This is a genomic window from Streptococcus sanguinis (genome assembly GCF_050234405.1).
In the GTDB taxonomy this organism is placed as follows: Bacteria; Bacillota; Bacilli; order Lactobacillales; family Streptococcaceae; genus Streptococcus; species Streptococcus sanguinis_W.
On record NZ_CP092117.1, the window covers coordinates 1,002,402 to 1,019,020 of the forward strand.

A 16,619-nucleotide genomic window follows, 5' to 3' on the forward strand; every position below is an offset into this window, starting at 1 on the left:
ATTTGAGCAATAGCATTGTGAGGGAGAGAAGATGCCTATTCCTAATATTCAGCAAGAGGAGCTGATTGTTATTGACGACAATCTGCGTTTGCGGGCCTATGATGGTCAGTTTGAGCTAGCCTTGGACTGGTACCAAGATCCAGATATGATTTATATGATTGATGGCAGAAGAGAGCCCTATTCGCCGGAGCGAGTTCAAAGGATGTATGAGTATTTGGCTTCGCGAGGTGAAGTGTATTTTATTGAAGTATTGGAGCAGGAGTGTTGGTTGACTATTGGGGATGTGACCTTTTGGCAAGATGATTTGCCTATTATCATTGGAAATGCGGACTACCGTAGGAAAGGAGTTGGCAAGAAAGTTCTTTCTGCTTTGATTCGGCGTGCACGCAATCTAGGCTATCAAAAACTAGCAGTTCAAGAAATTTACGATTTCAATCAGCCCTCTCGCAGTCTATTTGAGTCGCTTGGTTTCTATCCAACTCATGCTAGGGAGAGAGGTAGGTCCTATACACTTGATTTGACCTTGCCCATAGCGCAGATCCAGCCCAGTCAGTTCTACCTTTCACGGGAAAAGCTGGACAGGATTTGTATTGATTTTGACCAACAAGAACTTGAAGCTTTACCTGTCAAGCGTATGGATGGAAAAGTTTTCTTTACTGATGGACATAGCAGAGCCTTTAAGGCATATCAGGCTGGCCTCTCCCATATTCCCATCTATTATGATAGGGACGAGCTTAATTGGGACTTTTATCAATACTGTATTCAGTCTTGTCAAGAAAGAGGCATATTCTCTATAGCTGACTTACAGAACCGCATTTTGTCCAAGGAAGACTATCAGATCCATTGGCTTGACTGGTGTAAAAGAGAAGCTAGAAAATTTGATAAGAGCTGATATCGCGAAGCTCTTGTGTTATAATAGATAGAGGGAGTCAATATATTAAGTCAGAGGTGAGATGATGCTTTATGAATTTTGTGCGGAAAATGTAACCTTGTTAGAAAAGGCTATGAAGGCGGGAGCTCAACGGATTGAGCTCTGTGATAATCTGGCTGTCGGTGGTACGACGCCCAGCTACGGCGTAATTCAAGCAGCAGTTGACTTAGCCAAGCCTTACGGTGCGACTGTGATGACAATGATTCGGCCTCGGGGCGGAGATTTTGTTTACTCGGATCTTGAAATTGAGATTATGCTGGCAGATATCCAAAAAGCCAAGGAAGCCGGCAGTCAGGGAGTCGTTTTTGGTGTCTTGACGGAGAAGAACGAAATAGATGTTTCGAAGATGCAGCGCCTGCTAGAGGCTTGCAAGGGACTGGAAGTAGTCTTCCACATGGCTTTTGATTCAATCCCAGCTGAATACCAGTTTGGCGAAATGGACTGGCTGATTGAGAACGGTGTCCAGCGAATTTTGACCCACGGAGGACCTGCTAATGAGCCGATTGAGGAGCATTTTGCTTGGCTAGATGAATTAATCGAGCATGCTGCTGATCGGATTGATATAATGCCGGGTGGTGGCATTCATCTGGGAAATCGTCAGCAAATAATAGACAGTCTGGCAGTTGACCAGCTGCATGGAACTAAAATTGTATTTTAAGGAGGAGAAGGGCTCTAGCGGCTCCTAATAAAATGTTGGAATTATTTGAAAAATACAAGGCTAATCCAGATAAGCTTCAGACTTACGGTTTTAAGGAGTCTGATGAAGCTTACCATTTTTCGCAGGAGATTATGAAGGGTGACTTTCGCTTGGAAGTAATTATTAGAGGTAGGAACCTAGACTATCAGGTTTTTGACTGTGACACTGATGACGCTTATCTGCAGGTCAAGATGGAGCAGGTGACGGGGGAGTTTGTCGGTCAGGTTCGTGAAGCTTGTCAGGCAGCTCTTCTGGCTATCCGTCAGCACTGTTTTGACGAGGTTGGCTTTCTCTATGAGCAGAGTAAGCGACTGCGAGATCATGCAGCTGAGGTGTATCAGGGGCAAATAGAGTACCTCTGGGAGAAGTCGTCCAGAAATAGCTCGACCAATGCTGGGGTTTTCCGTCACCAGGACAGTAAAAAATGGTACGGAGCTTTTTTGACCACAGACTGGTCTAAGTTTGAAGCAGAGCGAAGCGGCGCTATTGAGGTGCTGAATGTTAAGAATGATCATGTAGCAGAACTGATTCAGACAAAGGGTATTTACCCGGCCTTTCACATGAATAAGAAATACTGGCTCAGTCTGCCCTTGGATGATACCTTGAGCGATCAGGAAATCTTTGATTTGCTGGCTGTAAGTTACCAGCTGACAAGTAAAAAATAGAATCGAAGCACAGCGCTCCAATCCGCTGTGTTTCATTTTTCCTCAAAAAACAGTATAATAAAAAGACTAGTAAGAATAGGAGAAATTATGAACCTCATTAGAAAATTAGCCTGGTTTTTTAAGTTGGAAAAACAGCGCTATATCATCGGTATCTTAGCCTTGTCCTTGGTCAGTGTCTTCAATCTGATACCGCCCAGAGTCATCGGTCAGGTTATTGACCGAATTGCTAGCAAACATCTGACTTCTCAAGAGCTGCTCCTTAATTTGCTGTTGCTGATTGCTTCAGCTTTTATCATGTATGGCCTGCGATATGTCTGGCGCCTTTATATCTTAGGAACGTCCAATAGTCTGGGACGGATTTTGCGCTCTCGATTGTTCGAGCACTTTACTCACATGTCTCCCTCTTTTTATCAGAAATACCGAACAGGGGACTTGATGGCCCATGCGACCAACGATATCAATGCAGTTGTCAGTCTGGCTGGTGGCGGAGTCATGTCAGCTGTGGATGCTTCTATTACAGCCCTGGTGACCCTTCTGACTATGTTTTTCGTTTTGGACTGGCGGCTAACCTTGATTGCCATTGTGCCAATGCCCTTCTTGTCATGGGGCACGGGCTTGATTGGCCGAAAAAATCATGAAAGTTTTAAGGCTGCTCAAGAGGCATTTTCGGATTTGAACAATAAGGTTCAGGAGAGTGTTTCAGGGATTCGAGTGACCAAGTCCTTTGGCTATCAGGAGGCGGAGACTCAGTCTTTTGCCCAAACAAATCAAGAGGTCTACGAAAAAAACGTTTTGGCTGCCAAGTACGATTCTCTTTTTGACCCCTTGGTTTTGCTTTTTATCGGTCTTTCTTATGTTTTGACCTTGATTTTCGGTGGAATTTTCATCTCCCAAGGGCAATTCACCATAGGAGAGTTGGTTACCTTTATCACCTATCTGGATATGCTGGTTTGGCCGTTGCAGGCTACAGGCTATCTTTTTAACATCGGCCAGCGAGGGGCTGTTTCTTATGAGCGGATTGAGAAACTGTTGGCTCAGGAGTCAGATGTCAAGGAAGCTGAACAACCCCTTTCTCATGCGGAAAATGGTCGATTAGATTATGACATTCAGAAGTTTGCTTATGCAGAGGAGACTAGTTTATCGGATATTCATTTTTCCATTGAGCAGGGACAGACACTGGGAATTGTCGGTCAGACGGGCTCTGGGAAGACCACTCTTCTGCGCTTGTTGCTGCGGGAGCAGGATATTCAGGAGGGGGCTATCTATCTGAATGGCCATGATATCCGAGACTACCGCCTCAAAGACTTGCGTCGTCTCATCGGCTATGTACCACAGGAACAGATGCTCTTTGCTCTGTCCATTCGAGACAATATCCGCTTTGCGAATCCCCAGCTGACAGATAGTCAGGTTCTAGCTGCCGCTCAACTATGCGGTGTGTATGAGGATATTCAGGCTATGCCAGAGGGGTTGGATACGATTGTCGGTGAGCGTGGCTTGTCTCTGTCTGGTGGGCAGAAGCAGCGCTTGGCGATGAGTCGGGCTATTATAACTAATCCTGATATTCTGATTTTGGATGACTCTCTGTCAGCTGTTGATGCTAAGACGGAGCACCTGATTTTAGAAAATCTAAAGTCTGAGCGTGCTGGCAAGACAACCATCATCACAGCTCATCGGCTGTCGGCCTTGGTGCATGCAGACTTGATTTTGGTCATGGAAAATGGTCGTATCAAGGAAAGAGGCACCCACCAAGAGTTGCTGGAGCAAAAGGGCTGGTATGCTCAGACATACCATAATCAGCAGCTGGCAGAAAGCTTGAAGGAGGAAGATTAATATGAAAAAGAAAGCAACTTTTCATCGCCTCCTAGGCTATATGTGGCGCTACAGAATAGTGAGCAGTATGGCCTTGACCTTCATCCTGATGACGACTCTGGTCACAACAGCATTGCCGCTTCTGGCCCGCTATTTTATTGATCAGTTTATCGGCCGCAATCAAGCTTGGGCTGGCCTGCCTTTGCTTGCTCTTTACTATGGTCTTTTCCTCTTGCGGGTACTTTTTACCTTCTTGGGAAAGTATTCCTTTGCGCGCGTGGCTCAAAGCGTGGTGAGGGATTTGCGGCAGGAAAGCTTTGCCAATATCCAGCGTCTGCAAATGGCTTATTTTGATAGGACGCCAGCTGGTGCTATCGTTTCCCGCCTGACCAATGATACTCAGGCAGTCGCAGATATGTTCAGTGAAATTTTTTCTAATTTTTTGAGCTCCTTGCTGATTTTAGTTGTTACTTTGAGCGCCATGTTTGCCCTCAACTGGCAATTGACCTTCATGATCGCTCTCTTTTTACCTCTGATGGTAGCCTCTATATTGCTCTATCAGCATCTATCCAATCGTCAGCTGAAGCAGGTCCGGAATAAGCTCAGCGATTTAAATGTCAAGCTATCTGAGAGTATTGAAGGGATGAGGATTATTCAGGCGTTTGGGCAAGAGAAGCGCTTGCTGCGGGAATTTGAAGAAATCAACGGTCAGCATTTAGGCTTCACCAATCGCTATCTCAATATCAACAGTCTCTTTCTGAGGCCGGCCATGTCCCTGCTGAAAATCTTGGCTTATGGAGTGATTCTGACTTACTTTGGCTTGACTTGGCAAGTGGCGGGTATTACGGCAGGTATTATGTATGCCTTTATCCAGTATGTTAATCAGCTTTTTAATCCTTTGATTGATGTTATGCAGAATTACTCTGTTCTACAGACATCTATGGTTGCTGCGGAGCGGGTTTTTGAAATTATAGACCGCACTGACTACGAGCCTGAGCAGGCTAACCAAGACTTGCAAATCCAAGATGGCAGCATCGAATTCAAGCATGTTTCCTTTTCTTATGATGGAAAGCGAGATGTTTTGCGGGATATCTCCTTTTCTGTCAAAAAAGGGCAGACGATTGCCTTTGTGGGCTCGACTGGCTCTGGCAAGTCCTCTATTATCAATCTTTTCCTGCGTTTTTATGAGTTTGAGCGGGGACAGATTTTGATTGATGGCAGTGATATTAAAGACTATAGTCAGGAGGAGCTGCGGCGAAAGATTGGCCTTGTTTTGCAGGATCCCTTCCTTTATCACGGTACCGTTGCTTCCAATATTCAGCTTTACCAAAAGCAGCTGACGCGAGAAGAAATTATAGAAGCGGCTAAGTTTGTAGATGCTCATGGCTTTATCAGTCAGCTACCTCAAGGCTATGACGCCCCCGTGACTGAGCGGGGAGCGACTTTTTCCAGCGGTCAGCGGCAGCTTCTAGCCTTTGCCAGAACCATCGCCACCAAGCCTAAAATCTTGATTTTGGATGAAGCGACAGCCAATATTGATTCGGAAACAGAGGAGCTGATTCAAGCCTCACTGAGAAAAATGCGGCGGGGTCGGACAACCATTGCCATAGCCCACCGATTGTCTACTATTCAAGATGCCGACTGCATCTATGTTTTAGATAAGGGTCGCATTATCGAATCCGGTCGTCACGAAGAATTGTTAGCCCAAGATGGCACCTATAAGAAAATGTACCAACTACAGGCTGGGATGATGGAGTCTTGAAATGCTTGATTATAAATGAAAGGTGTAGAATTCATTTGGAATTCTACACCTATTTTAAATAGTCTTTTAATTTCTCTACATTTTCTTCTAAGTTATCATAAGGCAGTTTAGCATACTGGTAAGGGCAGCTAGTAAGGTAGCTCTGTTCAAAGAAGTCAAGCGGCAGGTTGCTGTGTTTGAGAGCGCTAACGGAAGAAAGTGACCTCAGGTCTAACAGAATGCCATCCTTGGTCAGATAGCTGGATAGTGGCAGCTGAGCTTGTTCCAGTAGTATCTGGGCTTTTCTTGTTTCCTCTTCTTGAAGCTGCAGCAGCGCCAGCCTATTTTTTTCAAACATGAGACTGTCGATATAGAGTGATAGGGCCTTCTGCATGATGAGGTTGCTATCATAGTCCACTGCGCTTTTGTAAGTGATGAAGGTCTTTTGAATCTGGGGTGGAAGGAGCAGGGCGGTAATCCTCAGGGCTGGGAAAAGGCTGGTAGAAAAGGACTTGATGTAGATGACGCGCTGGCTATTGTCTAGATAATGAAAGGTTAGCTCCCGCCGGCTATCAAAGTCTGATAGGTAGTCATCTTCTACAATATAGACATCATAGAGCTGTGCCAGCCGAAGAATCTCTTCCTTTTCCTGCCGACTGTAAGAGTGACCCAAGGGATAGTGAAAACGAGGAATAGTGTAGAAAAACTTAATCTTTCCGCTTTGAAAAATCTTCTCAAGTTCTTGCAGATTGATTCCTTGCGGAGTCCTTTCAATGGTTTCATAAGGAAGCTTTTGCGCTAGCAGAAGATCATTAATCCGATGGTAGGTTGGCTGCTCCACCAAGATATGCTCTTTTTGATTGGGAAATTCAATCTGTGAAAGGATATAGAGAGCCTGCTGGGTGCCGGAAGTCAGTACCAGCTGATCCCTAGAAGCATAGACAGCAGAGTCCAGCATTAGTCTTTGCACAGAGTGACGCAGATCTGCCAGTCCTTCCTGCTGAGGGTAGTAGTTGAAGAGATAATTTTCCCGGCCTATCAGAGTTTCATTTACACAGAGTCGGAAATCTTCATAAGCATGGTGGCGGTCATCCCTCACAGGCAACTCCAAATCCTGCTTTTCTTCCTGAGCATTCTCCAGTACATAGTAGCCGCTTTTGGGAACGGCATAGATGTACTTCTGATATTTGAGCTCAATTAGAGCCTTCTGCGCGGTATCCTTACTGCAGTGGTAACGCTCTGCAAGCTTTCGGACAGAAGGAATTTTCTGACCAGTAGCCAATTTTCCCTCTTTAATATCCTTAGTAATCTTATCAACGATGCGTTGGTATTTTGCTTTAACCATAAAACTGTCCCCATACAGATTTGATTTTTTCATATTGTAACTCATTTTCAGATATTTTACAATAGAGAGCGAGTAGGAGGAGTCATGAAAACAAGAACAGTCATTCTAGCCACAGATATTTCTGGCTTAGGTAAGGTTGCCGCAACAGCTGCCCTGCCACTTTTTGCAATTTGCCAGCTAGAGGTGGCCCTCTTGCCAACCATGATTTTGTCATCTCATACAGGCGGTTTTTCAGACATCTATATGGATGATTACACGCATGGGATGCTTGCTTTTTTGAAACAATGGCAGAGCTTGGAGTTCGACTTTTCAGCTCTGATAACAGGATATTTGAAGTCTGATATTCAGGTGGAAAATTTGCTGCGCTTTAAGAAGGAAAAAAGTTTGCCCCTTATCGTGGATCCTATCATGGGGGATAAGGGAACATTTTATCAGGGATTTTCAGATGCTCATCTAGACCATATGCGTCGCCTCTGCCAACATGCCGATTTGGTTCTGCCCAATTTGACGGAAGCCTGTTTGTTGTTAGAGGAACCCTACGAAGAGAGTTTATCAGAAGATCGATGGGAGGACTACTGCAAGCGTTTGGCTGAGTTAGGACCGAGCAAGGTCTTGCTAACTGGCTTGCCCATGAAAGAAAAGCAGATTGGTGTGGCCTATTTTGATGCGACAACAGAGGAGTTTAACCTCTTTTCCGGTCCAGCTCTGCCCCAGCAATTTTTTGGAACGGGTGATATACTGACGACACTTGTAGCTGCGGCTTTTGTTCAGGGGATTGACATCAATCAAGCCCTGCCTGTGATTTTGAAGTTTATTGAAAAGAGCTTGGCACTTAGCTTTAAAGAGCAAATAGATCCAAAGAAGGGCGTTTTTTACCAGCCCTACCTAGGAGAGCTTTTTGCTGGTTTTCAAGCCTTAATGGAGGAAAAAGATGAAGAAACAAACAATTGATTTGCAAACCTTAACTATGATTAGTTTATTTGCTGCTTTGATTTTTTTGAGCATTCAGTTTTTTAAAATTCCTGTGGGAGCTCAGTTTATTCACTTTGGAAATGCACTGGTGGTAGTGGGCTGTCTGATTTTTGGCAGTAAGCTCGGTTTTTTAGCGGCTGCTATTGGATTGGGAATATTTGACTTGCTAAATGGTTATGCAGCCGAAATCCCAATTATCTTGTTAGAAGCACTTGCGGTGGCCGTGGTGATTCATTTTCTGTATGAAGGACTCTTTCAGAGAAATGATAAACTAAGAAATATTCTTGTGACAGCAGTAGCCGCAGCTTTAGTGAAGATTGTGCTTAATATCCTCAAGTACACTCTGACAGGAACACTGTTTGGCGGGAGTAGTTTACCAGCAGCCTTTTTGCTGGCAGTAGCTAAGATTACTGGTACATTTGGCTCCAGTCTAGCGACAGTTATCGCCGTCCCAATCTTATATCCAATCTTTCAGCAAGTCAGAAAAGCTCACAAGCACAGAGGGCCACTGAAAAGCAAGGATAAATCAATAAATAGCATAAAAAAAGAAACTGTCTGAGAATCCTCAGACGGTTTTTGTGTATTTGTCTTACATAAAGTATACGATAGCCAGATACTGCAGAGCAGAGGCTGCTAGAATGAAAAGATGCCAAATCATGTGGAAGTAGGGCTTCTTTTGAGCATAGAAGCCAGCTCCTACAGTATAGCAGAGGCCACCAGCCAGCATGAGTCCCCAGAATACAGGTCCGGTTTGACCGATAATCTGCGGAATGATAAAGACCACCAGCCAGCCCATAATCAAATAGAGAGCTAAGCTGAATTTTTCATTGACCTTCTTAGCGAAAATCTTATAGAGAATACCAAAGATGGTCGTGCCCCACTGGATAGCAATGATGAGATAGCCAAACCAGTTATTCATCAGTGACAGCACGACTGGCGTGTAGCTGCCAGCGATGGCGATGTAAATCATGGAGTGGTCGATAATACGCAAGATATACTTGTGGGTCGAGCCATAGGACATTGAATGGTAGACAGTTGAAGAGAGGAACATAAGAAAGAGGCTGATAACAAAGATAGAAGTTCCGACAGCAGCCACCAACCCATGCCCTTCATAGCTATAAATAGCTGAGATAGGCAGCAGAATCAGCATCAGAACAGCCCCTACCGCATGTGTAACAGCGTTGGCAATTTCTTCACCGAAGGATAGTTTTTTACTGAGTTTAAGCGCGTAGTTCAAGATTTTCTTCCTCCTCACTTGGTACTTGAATTAGGGATAAGGTCTTTTGATAGAGTTTGACCGTCTGGCAGGCTGTGGAAATGATGGGTGCCACCTCTAGTTTATTGCCATTCATGTAGTCAACGAAGTCATCATAAAGCTCTCGCGAATCGGCTTCTTTATGCAGCATATTTAAAGTAGCCGAGATTTCCTGGATAGAAAAGACCGTTTTTAAGGTCGTAATGGCAATCAAGCGTGCTACTTGGCGACGTTGATATTTTTTCTTGACCGGCTTGGCAATATAACCATGCTTGACATAGTTGTTAATCATAGAAGCGGTCAGTCCCTTGTCAGCAGCTGAAATAGAAGAGCCACAGACATTGTTTACATAGAGCAGAACTTGGTCTAAATATAGGTCTAGTTCTGGTATTTCGTCCCACTTGGGAAAAACTTGTTGAGCGTTCAAATCTTTATCACTTTCTTATCTAGTCTTTATAACTAGATGATAACATCTCTGTAAATCAAAGTCAAGCAAAAAATAGAATGTCCCTTTGAAATTTGATATAATTTTAAAAAGAAGAAAGGGAGGTTTTAGATGAAAAAACAAACAATCTTTGATGTGGCAGCCTTCCTAGGCAGTCTGATTTTTTGGTCTTGGCTCTATATGCGCTTTTTTTATGCCTGCGTAGCCGTCGTATTTTACAAGAATCAGCCAGAGTGGAACCTGCTGATACCAGCTTCTATCATCCTGACTCTGACAGCCATCAGCTCGCTTTTTATTCGCGGCCTCTACAGTCGGCACATTCCTCGTTGGCTGGTGCTGGCCAGTTACACCCTCTATTTTCTCATTCTATTCTATGCCCTCTTTTTGAAAAATATCGGCAGGCAGGGCTTCAGTCTGGACCTGCAGTCTTTTACCTATAATTGGATTTACGGAGATAAGCTGGTACCCACCATGAATATCATTATGTTCATTCCGCTGGGCTTTCTCTGCAAGCTGTCATGGAAACATTTAGCTTATTTTACCTTGGCTATCAGTCTGGTTGAGGGGAGCCAGTATCTCTTTCATCTTGGCATTTTTGACTTGGGTGATATCCTGACTAATCTGCTAGGATTCATTATCGGCACCTATCTACTAGAGACAGCCTTGGGTAAATGGGTTGTTCGTCATATTCACTAAATGAAAGAAGGAAACTATGAAAATTCTTATCCCAACTGCCAAAGAGTTGAATCTAACTGCGCCATCAGCAACTCCTAATCCACTTTCAGCACAAACTCAGGCTGTGTTGGATGAGTTGGCAACCATGTCAGTAACTGACTTGGCATCATTTTATAAAATCTCCCCAGAAAGAGCGGAGGTAGAGTGGCAAGCCATTCAGGCTTTGCGAGAAGGAACTGCGCAGCATGCTCCAGCCCTTTATCTTTTTGATGGACTCATGTACCGTCATATCAAGAGACAGGACTATACCAAGGAGGAAAGTCAGTATATCGAGAAGCATCTTGCCATCACATCAGCGCTTTACGGTGTCATCCCAGCCCTGGAGCCCATAGCGCCCCATCGCTTGGACTTTATGATGCCACTCAAGTTAGATGGGAATAGTCTCAAGGCATTTTGGAAAGAAGCATATGACCAAGCTCTGGCAGAAGATGAGATGATTTTCTCCCTTCTGTCCAGCGAGTTTGAAACGGTCTTTTCTAAGGAAAGCCGTCAGCGTATGATAGGCTTCAAGTTTCTGGAAGACCGAGGCGGCAAGCTAAAAGTCCATTCGACCATTTCTAAAAAAGCGCGTGGTGAGTTTTTAACAACTCTAATAACTAACCAAGTGACAGAAGTCGAACAGATGAGAAAATTAAGCTTTGCAGGCTTCACCTACCGACCTGATCTATCTAGTGAAAAAGCGCTTGTTTATGTGAAGGAAGTGTGAAAAGAAAAATCAAGTCAAGTACTATCTATGATCAAAATGCTATCAGTGAATTGGTTGGAGTAGATACAAGCGACAGGCAAAATCAGCAGGTAGAGTTTAGCTAAGCTACAGTGATTGCTGGGATGGAAGCAGGCCGTCAGGTATGCAATCAAAGAGTAAAATGTTAAAAATGAAAAACTATTTTAAAAACAAACCAACTCAAGCTTTCTTAATGCTCATTGCGCTTGTTTGGTCAGTATACGAGATTGGTGTGACCAGTCTAGCTAGCAACTCGGCTCTGACCAAGGAATTCATGCATAGTCGGTACGTTATGGTTTGGCCAATAGTAGATAGAAAGGCGAATCTATACCACTATGCGGAAGAATGGACTAGTGACATTTTGGATGGCATTATGCATCTGGACTATGAAAATATTAGAATAACTAGTTTTCCTAAAAAATGGGAGAGTGAAGCTGAAATATACTATACTCTGTCTGAAGATAAGTATGCTGATAGAGTATATTTTTTCTTAGACGAGCCAATATCCAGAGCCTATACCACTAGTTTAGAGAAAAAATATTATTTGATTTCAAAGAATGCAGCTGCTATTAAAGAGGAAACAGGCAAAACGGTTGAACAGTTAGGTCAAGAAGTGGGACATGCAAGGGAGAACTTCTTGTCTGCTCTTGGTAAGATGAAAATTCTTCGTTTGTTCTATTTGATTCTTCGTATGATAGTACTGTTGCTATGTATCAGGTTGTCGGGTCAGCGGAGAAAAAGGAAAGAGAACGAAATATTGCAGAATGGATGGAATCTTGAAACGATACGGAATCTATAAGGAAAATAAAGAATGATAACTTCAGTAATTTTTATTGCCTCTCTATTATTCCTTTTGCGCCGCTTTAAAAGCTGGCGTTCAAGAATTATTATTGGCCTGCTGTATAGTCTGTTTGTTGTCTGGTACGTTCAGGCAATTTTAAACTACGGCAAATACACTTTGCAACCAGGTCAAAGTGTTGAATTAAGGGTGTCTCCAAATACGGATCAGCTTGAATATAATTCGGAATTGATTTTAGATAAAAAAGATGATGCTAAATTAAAATTATCGGGCCGAAAAGGCTGGGGGATGAAAGGAAGTAATACGGTTTATAATGTTGAGAAGCAGTCAATAACTGAGATTATTATTTCTAAAGATGGAACAGAGCGTAAAGACTTACCGAATGATAAGAGTAAAAGTATCTATTTAGAGAGTGATGGAATAGTGGTTCAAGGGGAAATAAAGGAAGTATTTGGGGTGACAGAAGAAATCCCCTACACGATTACCATTACCAATGTGGACGACAAACCAGCACGCTTTGAGGCTCAAGTGGTGGATAAGTAATAATCTTGGTTAGGAGAAAAAATGCTGAGACCTAAAAACATACTAACAAACAGGATGATAAAATAGCAGTCTTAGAACATTAAATCCGAAGAAGACCGCTTGTTGAAAATTGTTCAAAGTGAGATTGATGGCTTTATGAAAAAAATGTATCAGACTTTGTATGATTAAGGCTGTCTACTTGCTCTTATCAATAATGCAATCTAAAACCCCTCGCAAATCATTGCGAGGGGTTAGTGTCTTATAAGTTTTCTTTTCTTTTTATAATCTTCTCTTTTTAGTTAAGGGCTGCTAAAAGAGCATCAGCCTGTGCTGAGAGTTCAGCAAGTTTGTCTTCTGCGACAGTCAGTTGTCCAGTTCCCCATGCTTCTGGGTTGATGCCAACACCTGTGAATGGTTCTACCACATTCATACGGATGAAAGGCAGCAGGCTGCGGTAGTGCTTGAATACTTCATCTGGTGATGTGCCGTTAGCTACAGATGAAACAGTAACAACCTTAGCATTCAGAGCAGATGGGCCAGTTGGATCTGACAGATCCAGAGCGCGTGAAGCCCAGTCCAAGAGGTTTTTCACTACTCCTGGAATAGCCCAGTTGTAAACAGGTGAGAAAATCCAGATGGCATCAGCAGCCAAAATTTCTTCACGAACCTTAGCAACAGCAGCTGGAGCAGGACTTTCGATGTCTTGGTTGTAGAATGGTACATCTTTGTAATCAAGATATGAAACTTCTGCCTTGCCAGCCAAAGCTTTTTCAGCTTGCTCAGCCAATTGGTGGTTGAAAGAACCTTGACGAAGTGAGCCGACGATGAATAATACTTTAGACATTGCATTGTCTCCTTTTTTATAAAATAAAGAGATATTTCTCTTGTTACAATATATGTTACAACATTAATTACTAGTTAGCAATTATTTAGCTCAATTTTTTGAAATTTTTTAAAATACGAATCAAATCCTGCTTATCGTCTTCTTCGAGAATGGACAGAGCTTGCTGGATATTTTTAATATGATCAGGCAGGGCGGCTTCAATTTTAGCTTTACCTTGTTCCGTCAAGCCAATCAAAAAAGCCCGGCGGTCATTTGGGTCGCAGGTGCGGACAATCCAGCCGTCGCGTTCCATATTTTTGATGACGACAGTCATGTTGCCAGAAGTAGCCAATATGCGGTCAATCAGGTCCTGAATGCGCAGTTCTCCTTTGCTGTACAAGGTTTCTAAGACGGAAAACTGAGTAGGAGTCAAATCATGCTTTTTAAAAATCTGGGCTTCAATGGCACGGATGGTTCTTGCTGCCTTGTGAAAGACAATCATGGTTTTCAAATCAAGCAGAGTTTCTTTGCTTAAATCGTCTGTAATCTTCATAACAATATTTTACCAATAAATAGTATCATATGCAAGGATATTGCTTTAGAATTTTACGAATATTCTCATCAAAAAAAGATAGAAAAATAGGAGTATTTGTAGTATAATGACGGAGTGAAATATAAAAATAGAAATAAAGCCAGTTTTCCAATTTGGCAGTACCTTATCGGTATTTTTATCGTTCTCAGCGTTCTTGTCTTTTCATTTTTTGCTGTTTTGCAAGTGTCTATGCAGCCGAGGCAGTCAGCTAAGGAAGCAAGCAGACGCTTGGCCAAGGAATACGCAGATCTTGAAAAAGTGGATTCTTTTGCCATCTACAATGGGCAGGAATCCTACTACAGTCTGCTTGGTAAGACCAGTAAAGGTGTCGAAAAAGCTGTTTTGATTGCCAAAGATTCCAATGAGATTCGGGTCTATCGACTTGACCAAGGTGTCAGTCAGACAGAGGCGGAGAGCATTGCCAAGGAAAATGGAGCCGGAACTATTGATAAGGTGACCATGGGCTATTTTCAGGATCAGCCCATCTGGGAAGTCAAGTCGGGAGGCACCTACTACCTGATTGGTTTTGAAAGCGGACAGTTGGTCAGCAAGGAGGGACTATGAAATTATCAAATCGTGTCTTAAAGATGGAAGAAAGCGTGACTTTGGCAACAGCAGCGCGTGCTAAGACTTTGAAAGCGCAGGGGCGGGATATTCTGTCTCTGACTCTGGGAGAGCCGGATTTTCCGACGCCTAAGAACATCCGAGATGCGGCTGTAGCTGCCATTGAGGATGGGCGTGCTAGCTTTTATACGGTGACTAGCGGTCTACCAGAGCTAAAAGAAGCAGTGGTAGAGTATTTTGCCAACTATTATGGCTACACCATCCAGCCGAATCAAGTGACGGTGGCAACCGGAGCTAAATTCTCCCTCTACACTTTCTTTATGAGTGTGCTTGATCCAGGTGATGAGGCTATCATTCCAACGCCTTATTGGGTCAGCTATGGCGACCAGATTAAGATGGCCGAGGGGACTCCTGTTTTTGTTCAAGCCACTGAGGAAAATAATTTCAAGGTAACGGTGGAACAGCTAGAAGCTGCTCGTACTGATAAGACCAAGGTTTTGGTTTTGAACTCGCCGTCCAATCCGACGGGTATGATTTATACAGCGGATGAGCTGTGGGCGATTGGGAACTGGGCTGTGGAGCATGATATTCTGATTTTGGCAGATGACATCTATGGACGTCTGGTTTATAACGGTAATAAATTTACGCCAATTTCCAGTCTGTCTGAGGAGATTCGCAAGCAGACGGTGGTCATCAATGGTGTCTCTAAGAGCTACTCCATGACAGGCTGGCGGATTGGCTATGCAGTTGGTGAGCCGGAGATTATAGCTTCTATGAGTAAGATTGCAGGTCAGACAACATCTAACCCGACAGCAGCGGCTCAATATGCAGCTATCGAAGCTCTGACTGGCAGTCAGGAAACGGTTGAGACTATGCGTCAGGCCTTTGAAGAGCGTCTGAATACTATTTATCCTCTCTTGGCTCAGGTGCCAGGATTTGAAGTTGTCAAGCCACAAGGAGCTTTCTATCTCTTTCCAAATGTCAAGAAAGCCATGGAAATGAAAGGTTATACAGATGTGACCGACTTTACGACAGCTATTTTAGAAGAAGTTGGCGTGGCTCTGGTGACCGGAGCAGGATTCGGTGCGCCAGAAAATGTCCGTCTTAGCTATGCGACGGACTTGGATACGCTCAAAGAAGCCGTTCAGCGCCTGCAGCAATTTATGGAGAGCAAATAGATCTCTCAATCTTACACTACTTTCGAAGATTTATAAACAATAGATAAGGATGAACTCAGCGTTCGTCTTTTTCAATTCCCCTCAACTGCATTGGCAAATAGTTTGACAAAATGGTAAAATAATATAGAATATCATAAAATCGCTTTCAATTTTTCTGGTCGAATTGAGAAGATTTTGTTTAGAAAATAAAAGCTGGGAGGAGTTGGAATTTAGCTTTCAGAGCTTGCAAACAGGAGTGAAAGGAGAAGGATATGAAACGTCATTTACTTTTCTTATTCATGGGAGTTAGTTTTGTTTTATTGACCGCTTGTTCTTTTGTTGATTCAGAGCAAGGATGGACCACAATTTCCCAGTCTAATTCGGATGAACCAAGCTACAGCTTACAAGCAAAAGATAATCGCTATCGTATCCACTATTATGAGAATTCTTCGGCCTGTAAGGATTGGTACTTGAATAATTACCAGCCAGGTTTAAATTTAAAGATGCGAACTTTGAATAGTAAGCAATTAAAAAATACTGAGGGGGGATCTGCAAAGCAGGAACTTTCTGGGACGGGCTATGCGGATTTTACGATGGTTTATGAGACTCGCTATAATCCTCAGATTGAGCGAACCTATTTTAAGGTCCGTATTGTAGTTAATGATAAGGGAGATGTAGACACTAAGAAGAGCAGTATGACCTACTGGAAGACAGAAGAAGAGGTAAAGAATGATCCGCCTATTGATTAAATAGCAGTTATCCATGCTAGATTAACTATGTATAAGTCACTTTCTGATAGGAATTACCAGACGACTTAAAAATTTGAGGAGTATTTAGTTGAAG

Annotated in this window: 19 protein-coding genes and 1 pseudogene; 15 read left to right on the plus strand and 5 right to left on the minus strand. The window is 43.2% G+C overall.

The window, feature by feature from the left end; genetic code table 11:
* The first annotated feature begins 31 nt into the window (after nucleotides 1-31).
* From MFP28_RS05085 to MFP28_RS05105, 5 genes are all read left to right on the plus strand, one after another.
* On the plus strand, nucleotides 32-892 hold the full coding sequence (locus tag MFP28_RS05085) for a GNAT family N-acetyltransferase (protein ID WP_002906332.1): 861 nt from the start codon (nucleotides 32-34) through the stop codon (nucleotides 890-892).
* 64 nt (nucleotides 893-956) lie between these two features.
* On the plus strand, nucleotides 957-1,589 hold the full coding sequence (locus MFP28_RS05090) for a copper homeostasis protein CutC (RefSeq protein ID WP_032915881.1): 633 nt from the start codon (nucleotides 957-959) through the stop codon (nucleotides 1,587-1,589).
* A 32-nt stretch (nucleotides 1,590-1,621) separates the two neighbouring features.
* Nucleotides 1,622-2,293 (plus strand): MmcQ/YjbR family DNA-binding protein, encoded by a 672-nt coding sequence (locus MFP28_RS05095; RefSeq protein WP_002906334.1) that lies wholly within the window; start codon nucleotides 1,622-1,624, stop codon nucleotides 2,291-2,293.
* Between the two features lie 87 nt (nucleotides 2,294-2,380).
* Nucleotides 2,381-4,123, plus strand: a complete 1,743-nt coding sequence (locus tag MFP28_RS05100; protein WP_002906335.1) for an ABC transporter ATP-binding protein — start codon at nucleotides 2,381-2,383, stop codon at nucleotides 4,121-4,123.
* Nucleotide 4,124: 1 nt separating this feature from the next.
* The gene (locus MFP28_RS05105; protein ID WP_002906336.1) at nucleotides 4,125-5,864 is read left to right on the plus strand and encodes an ABC transporter ATP-binding protein; all 1,740 of its coding nucleotides are present in this window, start codon (nucleotides 4,125-4,127) and stop codon (nucleotides 5,862-5,864) included.
* A 49-nt stretch (nucleotides 5,865-5,913) separates the two neighbouring features.
* On the opposite strand, the gene MFP28_RS05110 is transcribed toward MFP28_RS05105, so the two are convergent.
* On the minus strand, nucleotides 5,914-7,233 hold the full coding sequence (locus tag MFP28_RS05110; protein ID WP_002906337.1) for a PLP-dependent aminotransferase family protein: 1,320 nt from the start codon (nucleotides 7,231-7,233) through the stop codon (nucleotides 5,914-5,916).
* Nucleotides 7,234-7,272: 39 nt separating this feature from the next.
* Between MFP28_RS05110 and MFP28_RS05115 the strand changes: the two genes are divergently transcribed.
* Both MFP28_RS05115 and MFP28_RS05120 read left to right on the plus strand, forming a co-directional pair.
* Nucleotides 7,273-8,139: a pyridoxamine kinase gene (locus tag MFP28_RS05115; RefSeq protein WP_002906338.1), complete on the plus strand. Its 867-nt coding sequence runs from the start codon at nucleotides 7,273-7,275 to the stop codon at nucleotides 8,137-8,139.
* Nucleotides 8,120-8,719: an ECF transporter S component gene (locus MFP28_RS05120; RefSeq protein ID WP_002906339.1), complete on the plus strand. Its 600-nt coding sequence runs from the start codon at nucleotides 8,120-8,122 to the stop codon at nucleotides 8,717-8,719. Before MFP28_RS05115 ends, MFP28_RS05120 begins: the two co-directional genes overlap by 20 nt.
* A gap of 30 nt (nucleotides 8,720-8,749) precedes the next feature.
* On the opposite strand, the gene trhA is transcribed toward MFP28_RS05120, so the two are convergent.
* Together trhA and MFP28_RS05130 are read right to left on the minus strand one after the other, a co-directional pair.
* Complete coding sequence (gene trhA, locus MFP28_RS05125) at nucleotides 8,750-9,397, minus strand: PAQR family membrane homeostasis protein TrhA (RefSeq protein ID WP_002900134.1); 648 nt, start codon at nucleotides 9,395-9,397, stop codon at nucleotides 8,750-8,752.
* On the minus strand, nucleotides 9,381-9,842 hold the full coding sequence (locus MFP28_RS05130) for a DUF1836 domain-containing protein (protein WP_002906340.1): 462 nt from the start codon (nucleotides 9,840-9,842) through the stop codon (nucleotides 9,381-9,383). The genes trhA and MFP28_RS05130 overlap by 17 nt, the downstream gene beginning before the upstream one ends.
* 129 nt (nucleotides 9,843-9,971) lie before the next feature.
* On the opposite strand from MFP28_RS05130, the gene MFP28_RS05135 reads away from it, so the two are divergent.
* The 5 genes and pseudogenes from MFP28_RS05135 to MFP28_RS05155 all read left to right on the plus strand — a co-directional run bounded on the left by MFP28_RS05135 (nucleotide 9,972) and on the right by MFP28_RS05155 (nucleotide 12,661).
* Complete coding sequence (locus MFP28_RS05135; RefSeq protein ID WP_002906341.1) at nucleotides 9,972-10,556, plus strand: VanZ family protein; 585 nt, start codon at nucleotides 9,972-9,974, stop codon at nucleotides 10,554-10,556.
* 16 nt (nucleotides 10,557-10,572) lie between these two features.
* Nucleotides 10,573-11,301, plus strand: coding sequence for a peroxide stress protein YaaA (gene yaaA, locus MFP28_RS05140; protein ID WP_002906342.1), 729 nt, complete (start codon nucleotides 10,573-10,575; stop codon nucleotides 11,299-11,301).
* Nucleotides 11,298-11,402 (plus strand): annotated as a pseudogene (locus MFP28_RS05145) (TIGR04197 family type VII secretion effector); the annotation flags it as partial. The gene yaaA and the pseudogene MFP28_RS05145, both read left to right, overlap by 4 nt.
* Before the next feature lie 59 nt (nucleotides 11,403-11,461).
* The gene (locus tag MFP28_RS05150) at nucleotides 11,462-12,118 is read left to right on the plus strand and encodes a hypothetical protein (protein WP_032915884.1); all 657 of its coding nucleotides are present in this window, start codon (nucleotides 11,462-11,464) and stop codon (nucleotides 12,116-12,118) included.
* Nucleotides 12,119-12,130: 12 nt separating this feature from the next.
* A complete protein-coding gene (locus tag MFP28_RS05155; RefSeq protein ID WP_002906344.1) occupies nucleotides 12,131-12,661 on the plus strand; it encodes a hypothetical protein in 531 nt (176 codons plus the stop codon).
* Between the two features lie 274 nt (nucleotides 12,662-12,935).
* On the opposite strand, the gene MFP28_RS05160 is transcribed toward MFP28_RS05155, so the two are convergent.
* Both MFP28_RS05160 and MFP28_RS05165 read right to left on the minus strand, forming a co-directional pair.
* Nucleotides 12,936-13,484 carry an NADPH-dependent FMN reductase gene (locus MFP28_RS05160; protein WP_002906345.1) on the minus strand — a complete coding sequence of 183 codons (549 nt, stop codon included), beginning with the start codon at nucleotides 13,482-13,484 and terminating at the stop codon, nucleotides 12,936-12,938.
* A gap of 85 nt (nucleotides 13,485-13,569) precedes the next feature.
* The gene (locus MFP28_RS05165; protein ID WP_002906346.1) at nucleotides 13,570-14,016 is read right to left on the minus strand and encodes a MarR family winged helix-turn-helix transcriptional regulator; all 447 of its coding nucleotides are present in this window, start codon (nucleotides 14,014-14,016) and stop codon (nucleotides 13,570-13,572) included.
* Nucleotides 14,017-14,130: 114 nt separating this feature from the next.
* Here MFP28_RS05165 and MFP28_RS05170 point away from each other — a divergent pair, with 114 nt between their 5' ends.
* The 3 genes from MFP28_RS05170 (at nucleotide 14,131) to MFP28_RS05180 (ending at nucleotide 16,525) form a co-directional block, all read left to right on the plus strand.
* Nucleotides 14,131-14,619, plus strand: a complete 489-nt coding sequence (locus MFP28_RS05170) for a DUF5590 domain-containing protein (RefSeq protein ID WP_002906347.1) — start codon at nucleotides 14,131-14,133, stop codon at nucleotides 14,617-14,619.
* Nucleotides 14,616-15,797 carry a pyridoxal phosphate-dependent aminotransferase gene (locus MFP28_RS05175; RefSeq protein WP_002906348.1) on the plus strand — a complete coding sequence of 394 codons (1,182 nt, stop codon included), beginning with the start codon at nucleotides 14,616-14,618 and terminating at the stop codon, nucleotides 15,795-15,797. Before MFP28_RS05170 ends, MFP28_RS05175 begins: the two co-directional genes overlap by 4 nt.
* Before the next feature lie 251 nt (nucleotides 15,798-16,048).
* Nucleotides 16,049-16,525: a hypothetical protein gene (locus MFP28_RS05180; protein WP_002906350.1), complete on the plus strand. Its 477-nt coding sequence runs from the start codon at nucleotides 16,049-16,051 to the stop codon at nucleotides 16,523-16,525.
* The last annotated feature ends 94 nt before the right edge of the window (nucleotides 16,526-16,619 follow it).